Origin of the sequence: Micromonospora sp. KC723 (assembly GCF_004348595.1) — a bacterium.
Classification (GTDB): domain Bacteria; phylum Actinomycetota; class Actinomycetes; order Mycobacteriales; family Micromonosporaceae; genus Micromonospora.
This window is the reverse complement of sequence record NZ_SMKD01000186.1, coordinates 1-8,558: the sequence shown is the minus strand read 5'-3', so window position 1 is coordinate 8,558 and position 8,558 is coordinate 1. Positions and strand designations below refer to the sequence as shown.

General features: G+C 72.4%; 8 protein-coding genes and 2 pseudogenes. 5 read left to right on the top strand and 5 right to left on the bottom strand.

Annotation, left to right across the window (positions count from 1 at the left end):
- Positions 1–764 (top strand): annotated as a pseudogene (locus tag E1165_RS26350) (metallopeptidase family protein); the annotation flags it as partial.
- Between the two features lie 89 nt (positions 765–853).
- On the opposite strand, the gene E1165_RS26345 reads toward E1165_RS26350, so the two are convergent.
- The gene (locus E1165_RS26345) at positions 854–2,092 is read right to left on the bottom strand and encodes a CdaR family transcriptional regulator (protein WP_132394425.1); all 1,239 of its coding nucleotides are present in this window, start codon (positions 2,090–2,092) and stop codon (positions 854–856) included.
- Between the two features lie 83 nt (positions 2,093–2,175).
- Between E1165_RS26345 and E1165_RS26340 the strand changes: the two genes are divergently transcribed.
- Both E1165_RS26340 and E1165_RS26335 read left to right on the top strand, forming a co-directional pair.
- Complete coding sequence (locus E1165_RS26340; RefSeq protein WP_132394424.1) at positions 2,176–3,267, top strand: ferredoxin reductase; 1,092 nt, start codon at positions 2,176–2,178, stop codon at positions 3,265–3,267.
- 13 nt (positions 3,268–3,280) lie between these two features.
- Entirely contained in the window at positions 3,281–4,423 is a 1,143-nt protein-coding gene (locus E1165_RS26335) for an acyl-CoA desaturase (RefSeq protein ID WP_132394423.1), read from the top strand.
- A gap of 69 nt (positions 4,424–4,492) precedes the next feature.
- On the opposite strand, the pseudogene E1165_RS26330 reads toward E1165_RS26335, so the two are convergent.
- Positions 4,493–5,002 (bottom strand): annotated as a pseudogene (locus tag E1165_RS26330) (dienelactone hydrolase family protein); the annotation flags it as partial.
- A gap of 276 nt (positions 5,003–5,278) precedes the next feature.
- Between E1165_RS26330 and E1165_RS26325 the strand changes: the two are divergent.
- Entirely contained in the window at positions 5,279–6,181 is a 903-nt protein-coding gene (locus tag E1165_RS26325) for a hypothetical protein (protein ID WP_132394422.1), read from the top strand.
- On the opposite strand, the gene E1165_RS26320 is transcribed toward E1165_RS26325, so the two are convergent.
- The 3 genes from E1165_RS26320 to E1165_RS26310 all read right to left on the bottom strand — a co-directional run bounded on the left by E1165_RS26320 (position 6,178) and on the right by E1165_RS26310 (position 7,442).
- Positions 6,178–6,411: a phosphatase PAP2 family protein gene (locus E1165_RS26320; RefSeq protein ID WP_132394421.1), complete on the bottom strand. Its 234-nt coding sequence runs from the start codon at positions 6,409–6,411 to the stop codon at positions 6,178–6,180. The two genes, E1165_RS26325 and E1165_RS26320, sit on opposite strands and share 4 nt — an antisense overlap.
- Before the next feature lie 57 nt (positions 6,412–6,468).
- Positions 6,469–6,648, bottom strand: a complete 180-nt coding sequence (locus tag E1165_RS26315) for a hypothetical protein (RefSeq protein WP_132394420.1) — start codon at positions 6,646–6,648, stop codon at positions 6,469–6,471.
- Between the two features lie 80 nt (positions 6,649–6,728).
- Positions 6,729–7,442, bottom strand: coding sequence for a spermidine synthase (locus tag E1165_RS26310; RefSeq protein ID WP_132394419.1), 714 nt, complete (start codon positions 7,440–7,442; stop codon positions 6,729–6,731).
- Positions 7,443–7,591: 149 nt separating this feature from the next.
- Between E1165_RS26310 and eccB the strand changes: the two genes are divergently transcribed.
- Positions 7,592–8,558 (top strand): type VII secretion protein EccB (eccB, locus tag E1165_RS26305; RefSeq protein ID WP_132394418.1); only part of this gene is annotated, 967 nt, incomplete at its 3' end.

The following is an 8,558-nucleotide window of genomic DNA, read 5'->3' as shown; positions in this document are numbered from 1 at the left end:
CCACCACCCCGCCCACCAGCGGGTGGAACCCGCCCGCCGCGCTCGTCCAACCGCTCGACGAGGTGTGGCGGCACCAGGAGAGCACCTACAACAACGGCAACCTGTACGGTTTCCGCAACTACGGCTGGGACCAGGTGATGGCCAACCGTGGATACCTCAACTACTGCGTACGGTGGGACTCCCCGGCCCGGGTCACCGCCGCCCAGCGGGACGCGGTCCACGCCGCCCTCGCCCGTCAGGTGGGCAAGTGGATGTCCCTGATGTCCGGCCACAACGGCTGGCCGTACGCGCAGGTGCCGGTGAAGGTCGTCGGCTGGGCCGTCCGCGACCGGGCGCAGCTGGAGTGGACCGACAACTCCGTCGACATCTACGTCAACGACATCCGGGAGAACGCGCCGCAGTGCGCCGAACCCTGCGGACGCTTCTTCAACCAGAACGGCAACTACCCGAACTGCCCCGGCGGGGCCGCCCGCCACTACGACATGTCGCTCTGGCTGACCGCCGGCATGGGCGGCGGCGCCGGCGGTGACTGGGGGCAGCGGATCGGCAGCGAGTACTTCGTGAACAACCTCAACGCCGACAACATCCACATCCTGCTGCACGAGATCGGGCACAGCTTCGGCCTGGACGACTTCTACGACTGGACACCCACCGGCCAGTGCTGCTTCATCATGAAGGCCGGCAGCGCCTCGCGCATCACCGAGTTCGACGCGTGGATGTTCCGGGACTGGTGGCGGCACCTGAAGAACCGCTACGGCTACTGACGCGGACCGGCGGTGGGGTCCTCCCACGATGTGGCGAGCGGTGGTGTCGGACGTGGGCCGACACCGCCGTTGGCCACGAATCGAGCCGATCAGGCGCGCGCGACACCCCACGGCGGCGGGGGGAAGGCCAGCGCCAGGGTCAGGTCCAGCACGGTCGCCGGGTCGTTGAGGCGATCGCCGTACAACTCGCGGATGCGGCCCATCCGGTAGCGAACGGTCTGCGGGTGCACGAAGAGATCCGCCGCCACGTCGTCGCGCCGCCCCTGGTGCAGCAACCAGGAGCGCAGCGTCTCGGCGAGCCGCTGGGCGGTCGCCGGGGCCAACTCGGCCAGCGGGCGCAGCACCTGCTCGCGCAGGTCGGCCAGCGCCGCCGGGTCGGTGCCGAGCACCAGCCGGGCCAGGTGCGCCTCGGTGTCCAGCGGGGCGCCGTCCGCCGGCCGCTCCAGGTCGAGCGCCAGCGTGCGCAGCACCCGCTGGTACGACTCGGCGACCCGGGTCCACGGCCGGGCCGGACCCAGCGCGGCCCGGTGCCCGTGCAGCGCGGTGACCAGCCGCCGGCGCCGTGCGCCGTGCATGTCCGGGACCAGCAGCACGGCCGGCTCCTCGGCCAACTCCACGCCGGGCAGGTCCTCTCCGCTCTCCAGGGTGTGCGGGTTGAGCACGGCGAGCACGGCCCGCAGGTTGCTTCGGGGCAGCACCGCGACGGTGAGCGTGTGCGGCGGCGGCCACTCGGCCCGCTCGGCGCTGCGGCGCAGCACGTCCTCCGGCTCCCCGGCGAGCAGTTGCTGGGTGAGCCGTTCCAGGTAGCGGCGGCGCGTCCGGCCGGCGCTGGCCAGCTCGTCGGCGTGCCCGGCCACGCTGGCGGCCGACAGCTCGTCGATGTAGGCGAACAGCAGCTCGGCGAACTCGGCGACGGTCTCGGCGGACAGCCCGCTGCGCACGGTGGTGGTGGAGACCTCCCGCCAGGCCACCCGGGCGCCCACCCGGTACGCGGCCAGCAGCGCGTCCATGCTCCGTCCCGAGCGGGCCTCGCCGCTGCCCAACGCGTACGCGGCCTCCAGTGCCCGGTTCAGCGGCGTGCTCCGGTCGGACTCCTCGGCCCGCTCGACGAGCTGGAGGAACGTGCCGAGCGCGATCCGTACCGCGTTCTCGATCTTGTCGCGCATCTGCCCGGTGAGGGTGCCGGAGTAGTCGGGAACCTCGGCGGTGATGGCGGTGACGGTACGCTCGGCGACCACGGACAGCCGGTCGCGCAGCCGGTCGGCCACCTGCTCGTCCAGCTCCAGGTGGGCCGCCCGGTGGGAGGTGGCGCCAGAGTCGTCGGTCATGTTGTTCACCTCGAACAAGAATCCGTGCCCGATTCACCTTCGATGGTCAAGATGTTATCCGTACGGACGACGACCCTGGACACATGACCACCACCGTTCCGCGTTCCCCGGCGCGGATCTCCGTCCGCGACCGGCTCCTCCGGCTCGCCGAGACGGTCACCACCCCGCTGCTGCCGGAGGACTACCTCGACCTGATCGCGCCGCTGCGCGCCGGGGCGGCGCTGCGTGGCCGGGTCCTCGCCGTCGACCCGGAGACCCGCGACGCCGCCACCCTGACCATCCAGCCCGGCCGGGACTGGCGGGGGCACGCCCCCGGCCAGTACGTCCGTCTCGGCGTGGACGTCGACGGGGTCCGGCAGTGGCGGGCGTACTCGCTCACCTCCGCCCCGGGACGCCGCGACGGCCGTATCTGCGTGACCGTGAAGGCCATTCCCGACGGCAGGGTCAGCAACCACCTGGTCCGGCGGCTGCGGCCCGGCACGATCATCCATCTCGACCAGGCGCAGGGCGACTTCGTGCTGCCCGATCCCGCCCCCACCCGGGTTCTCTTCCTGACCGCCGGCAGCGGCATCACCCCGGTGATGGGGATGTTGCGCGCCGGCGCGCACACCCGCTCGGACGTGGTCGTGGTGCACTCCGCGCCCACCGTCGACGACGTGGTCTTCGGCGCCGAGCTGCGGGCCCTCGCCGCGCAGGGCGCGATCCGGCTGGTCGAGCGGCACACCGACACCGACGGGATGCTCGGCGTCGACGAGCTGGCCGGGCTGGTCCCCGACCACCTGGAGCGCCAGACCTGGGCGTGCGGGCCGGTGGGCATGCTCGACGCGGTCGAGCGGCACTGGGACGCCGCCGGCGTCGCGCGGCGGCTGCACACCGAGCGGTTCCGGCCGACCGTCATCTCCCCCGGCGAGGGCGGCACCGTCACCTTCACCCGTGCCGGCCTCACCGTGACCGCCGACGGCGCCACCCCCCTGCTGGACGTGGGGGAGGCCGCCGGGGCGCTCATGCCGTCGGGCTGCCGGATGGGCATCTGCTTCGGCTGCGTGGTCCCGCTGCGTCAGGGCGCGGTGCGCGACCTGCGCAACGGCGAACTCACCACCGCCGTCCCCGGTGACGGCGTCCTGATCCAGACCTGCGTGTCGGCGGCGGCCGGTACCTGCGACATCGAACTGTAGACCGGAGGCCGACGTGACCGTCATCCAGAAGAAGCCGGACAACCCGATCGCGCACCTCAGCGCCGAGGACATCGAGATCATCGGCAAGGAGCTCGACGCCATCCGGGAGCGGGTGCTCGCCGACCGCGGCGAGGCGGACGCGCGGTACATCCGCAACGTCATCAAGACCCAGCGGACGCTGGAGGTGGGCAGTCGGGCCGTGCTGCTCTTCTCGCTCTTCCCGCCGGCCTGGGTGGTCGGCACCCTCGGCCTGTCGATCGCCAAGATCCTGGAGAACATGGAGATCGGTCACAACATCCTGCACGGCCAGTACGACTTCATGCGCGACCCGAAGATCCACTCCACCACCTGGGAGTGGGACCACGTCTCCCCGGCCGACCAGTGGAAGCACTCGCACAACGAGCTGCACCACCGGTACACCAACGTGCTCGGCAAGGACAACGACCTCGGCTACGGCATCATGCGCGTCGACGAGGACCAGAAGTGGCACCCGATGCACCTGGGTCAACCGTTGTGGAACTTCCTCAACGCCTGCTTCTTCGAGTACGGCATCGCCGCCTACGACCTGGAGCTCGGCCGCAACCTGCAGAAGGGCCGGCACAGGGACCCGGCGTTCCGGGCCCGGGTCCGCGCCGTCGGGCGCAAGATCCGTCGGCAGGTCCTCAAGGACTACGTGATCCATCCGCTGCTGTCCGGTCCGTCCTTCCTCACCACCCTGGCCGCCACCTTCACCGCGAACCTGATCCGCAACCTGTGGAGCCACTCGGTGATCATGTGTGGGCACTTCCCGCAGGGCGTGGAGACGTTCGAGAAGACCTCCATCGAGGGTGAGACCCGGGGCGAGTGGTACCTGCGGCAGATGCTGGGCTCGGCCAACATCAGCGGCAGCCGACTGATGCACACCATGACCGGCAACCTGTCGTTCCAGATCGAACACCACCTCTTCCCCGACCTGCCCAGCAAGCGGTACCAGGAGATCGCCCCGCAGGTGCGGGCGCTGTTCGACCGGTACGGGCTGAAGTACACCACCGGGCCGCTGCCCAAGCAGGTCGCCTCCGCGTGGTGGAAGGTCATCCGTCTCTCGCTGCCCAACCGGCGCTCGACGCAGCCGGCCGACGGGCTCCCCACCCGCACCCTGGCGACGACCGGGGCCTGAACCGCCGACGGCGGCCAGGAAGCCCCGTACCCGCTCGACGAGCAGCGCGGTCGCCGCCGGGTCGTACGACGGCAGGCTGTCGTCGGCGAAGAGGTGCCGATTCCCGGGATAGAGGAACAGCTCGCCTCGGGACGCCTCGTCGACCAGCGCGCGGGCGGCGGCCAGGTCGCCCTCGTCAACGAACACCTCGTCGGCGTCCATTCCGTGGACCTGCACCGGCACGCCGGCCGGCCAACCGTCGCCGAACTCGCCGGTGGGGAGGCAGGCCTCCAGGAACAACGCCCCCGCCGGGCCGGGGCGGGTCTGAGTCAGCGCCTGCGCCGGCAGGACGCCGAGGGAGAACCCGGCGTACACGAGCGCGTCGGGCAGCCCCTCGGCGGCGCGCCGGCCCCGTTCGACGAGAACGCCGAAGCCGATCTGCTGAGCGTGGGCGACACCGGCGGCGAGGTCGTCGAAGACCCGACCCTCGTACAGGTCGGGCAGGTGGACGGTGTGCCCGGCCGCCTCCAGGTGCGCGGCGAGGCGGCGGACCCCGGGCGTGAGCCCGAGCGCGTGGTGGAACAACAGGGTCTCGGCCATGAGGGACTCCTTCGGCCGCGGGACCGCCCCGCGCGCCGTGGCCATGATCGCCACCGGGTGTGACAACCGGCGGACGGGACCGGGGCCGAGACAACAAGACGGCGGATAATGATATGCCGGTCATTCCGGATAGGACAAGTTCCATTGACTACTCTTTGTAGTCGGATTCCAGATAATGCCTGGTCGCGGAGTCACCTATCGTAAGCGCACCGTAACGGCACCCCGGACGGATCAGCCGACAGGCGCAGCCGCGGGGTCATGGAACAGGAGCAGTACATGTCAGGTCACACCGGAATCCGGCGCATCGCCGCGCCCACCCTCGTCCTCGTGCTCGGCGCCACCGTCACGGGCGTGGTCGCCGCCCCGAACCCGGCCTCGGCCGCCGTACCCGGCCTGGTGCGAATCTCCGCGGTCAGCGCGAGCAACTCCAACGACTTCCGCAGCGTCACGGCCGCCTGCCCGGCCGGAAAGGTGCTCATCGGCACCGGTTACGAGGTCAACGGGGCCACCGGCGAGGTGGTGGTGGACGACTTCACGCCCAACGGCAGCACGGTCACCGCGCCCACGGCGGTGACCGTGGGGGCGTACGAGGCGGACACGTTCGCCGGTAGCTGGAGCGTCACCGCGTACGCGGTCTGCGCCAGCCCGCTGGCCGGGCTGGTCCGCGTCACGGCGGCCGGCACCACCGACTCGAACGACTTCCACGGCACCACCGCCGCGTGCCCGACGGGCAAGGTGATGACCGGCGCCGGCTTCGAGATGACCGGCGCCACGGGTGAGGCGGTGGTGGACGACTTCACGCCCAACGGCAGCACGGTCACCGCGCCCACGGCGGTGACCGTGGGGGCGTACGAGGCGGAGACGTTCACCGGCAACTGGAGCCTCACCGCGTACGCGATCTGCGCCAGCCCGGTACCCGGGCTGGTCAGGTTCACGGCGGTCAGCGCCAGCAACTCGACCGACTCCCGCTTCGTCACCGCGAACTGCGGCAGCGGTCAGGTGCTGACCGGCACCGGGTTCGAGATGACCGGCGCCACCGGCGAGGTGGTAGTGGACGACCTGCGGCCCAACGGCAGCGCCGTCATTGCTCCGACCTCGGTCACCGCCGGCGCCTACGAGGAGGACGTCTTCGCCGGGAACTGGACCCTGAGGTCGTACGCCATCTGCGCGACCCGCTAGCCCGCCGGCCTCTGTGGAACCGGGTGGGTCGTCCCGGCAACCGGGGCGGCCCACCCGCCGTAGCGCCCAGCGAGCAGCAGGAACGTCGGCGCGGCGACCAGCACGCCGGCCACCGTGCCGGCGAGCACCTGAGCCGTGGAGTGGTCGCCCAGCCGCACCCGGGACCAGCCGACCACCGCGACCAGCCCGGCCAGGGCCAGCGGCACCGGTCCGAAGAGGACCACCGGCATGCCGACACCCTGCCACGACCCGTCGGCGTCCGGACGGTCAGGACCCCGGTGGTCGCGTCAGCGGCGGGCGGCGGAGTGCCGGTGCACCGCCCGCCGCCCTCGGACGAACGCCAGCACGATCACCGCGAGCAGCGCGATCCCCCCGATGACCACCAGCCAGCGGACCGCCTCCAGGAGCAGCCCCAGCAGGATGATCGCGCCGGCGACGACGCCGACGACCCAGAGCATGGCCCGCATGTGCACCTCCCGTGTGACCGCGTGACCCGCGTGCATACCCAGGCCGCCGGGAGACATGCCGTCCGGGAAGGAGGACCGGCTCAGCGCCGGGCGACGTACACGGTGTTGGCCGACTGGCCGCCGGTCAGCGGATTGGCGAACGGCACCACGTGGGCCTGCCAGGCGGGAAACACCTCCGCCAGTGCCGCGCCGAACCCGGCGTCCGGCGGGTCGTCCGACCAGAGCGCGAACACCCCCTCGGGATGCAGCAGGTCAGCCAGCCGGCGCAACCCGTCGGGAGTGTAGAACGGGGCGTGGCTGGGGTGCAGCAGGTGCCGGGGGGAGTGGTCGACGTCCAACAGCACCGCGTGGAAACGGCGGCCGGGCTGGTCGGGGTCGAGACCGGCGCCGCCGGCCACCGCGGCGAAGAAGTCCGCCCGCACGAACCGGGTACGCGGGTCGGGGGCCAGCCCCGCGGCGAAGGGCAGCAGCTGCCGCCGGTGCCAGTCGATCACGTCCTCGATCGCCTCGACCACCACCAGCGAACGCACCCGGGGATCCTCCAGCGCGGTGCGGGCGGTGTAGCCGAGGCCGAGGCCGCCGACCACCACGTCCAGGGCGTCCCCCGCCAGCGGCGCCAGGCCCAGGCGGGCCAGCTCGATCTCCGCCACCGGGAAGAGGCTGGACATGAGGAACTCGTCGTCGAGCTTCACCTCGTACACGTCGACGCCGGCTGCCGGGTCGCGGCGTCGACGCAGGCTGATCGCGCCGATCGGGGTCTCCCGCCATGCCAGTTCCTCGAAACGCGCGCCCAACCCAGCCTCCCTGCCGTTGCCGTCGTGCCGGATGCTACCCGCGACCCGGCCGGCCTCCCCCCACGCCGGCCGGCACCGACGACGCAGGGTCTCCGGGGCATCGACGCAACGCTTATCCTGTGCCCCGACGACTCGCCGGAAGGGACGCCATGCCGTCGCGGCAGGACCAGCTCCATTCGTACCAGTTCACCGTCCAGCGGGCGGTCGCCGCGCTGGTCATGCGGGAGACCGACCCGGCGCGGTCCCCCTTCCGCCGGCTGGCCGGCGCAGGCGTGGCCAGCGTGCTGGTGGCCGCCATCGCGTTGGGCGGCTTCGCGCTCTACGGGCTGTTCGCCGGCGGCGGCAGCAAGTGGCGCGACCCCGCGGCGGTGATCGTCGAGAAGGAGTCCGGGGCCCGGTTCGTCTACCGCGACGGCAAGCTGCACCCGGTGCTCAACTACGCCTCGGCGCTGCTGGTCATCGGCACGGACCGGCCCTCGACGGTGTTGGTGTCCCGCCGTTCCATCGACGGGGTACCCCGTGGCCTGCCGCTGGGCATCGCCGACGCCCCGGACTCGCTGCCCGCCCCGAGGCGGCTCACGACGGCCCCGTGGACGGTCTGCTCGGTCACTCCGGCCGAGGCGGGCCGGCAGGCGCCGCGCTCGGCGTTGCTGATCGGCCGGGACACCGACGGAGGACGGTCCACCGGTCAGGACGGGGTGCTGGTCCGGCACCCCGACGGCGGCCTGCACCTGATCTGGGGCAAGCGCCGCTACCTGCTCCGCGACACCAACCGGGTGCTGGCGGCGCTGGCCGCCACCCGGGAGCGGGCGGTGCCGGTGGCGCCCGCCCTGCTCAACACCCTGCCCGCGGGCACCGACCTGGCCCCGCTGGCCCTGCCCGAGCGGGGGCAGCGGTCGGCGGCGGTGCCCGGCGCGGCGGTCGGCGACGTCTACCTGGTCCGCAACTCCGGCGGCGGCCGCCAGTACGCCGTCGTTCAGCCCGCCGGCCTGGCCGGCATCACCGAACTCCAGGCGGCCCTGCTGATGGCCAGCACCGGCCAGGGCGAACCGGAACCGGTCACCCTCGGCCGGTTCGCCGCCCTGCCCAAGGTGCCGGACCTGGTCCCCGCCGGCC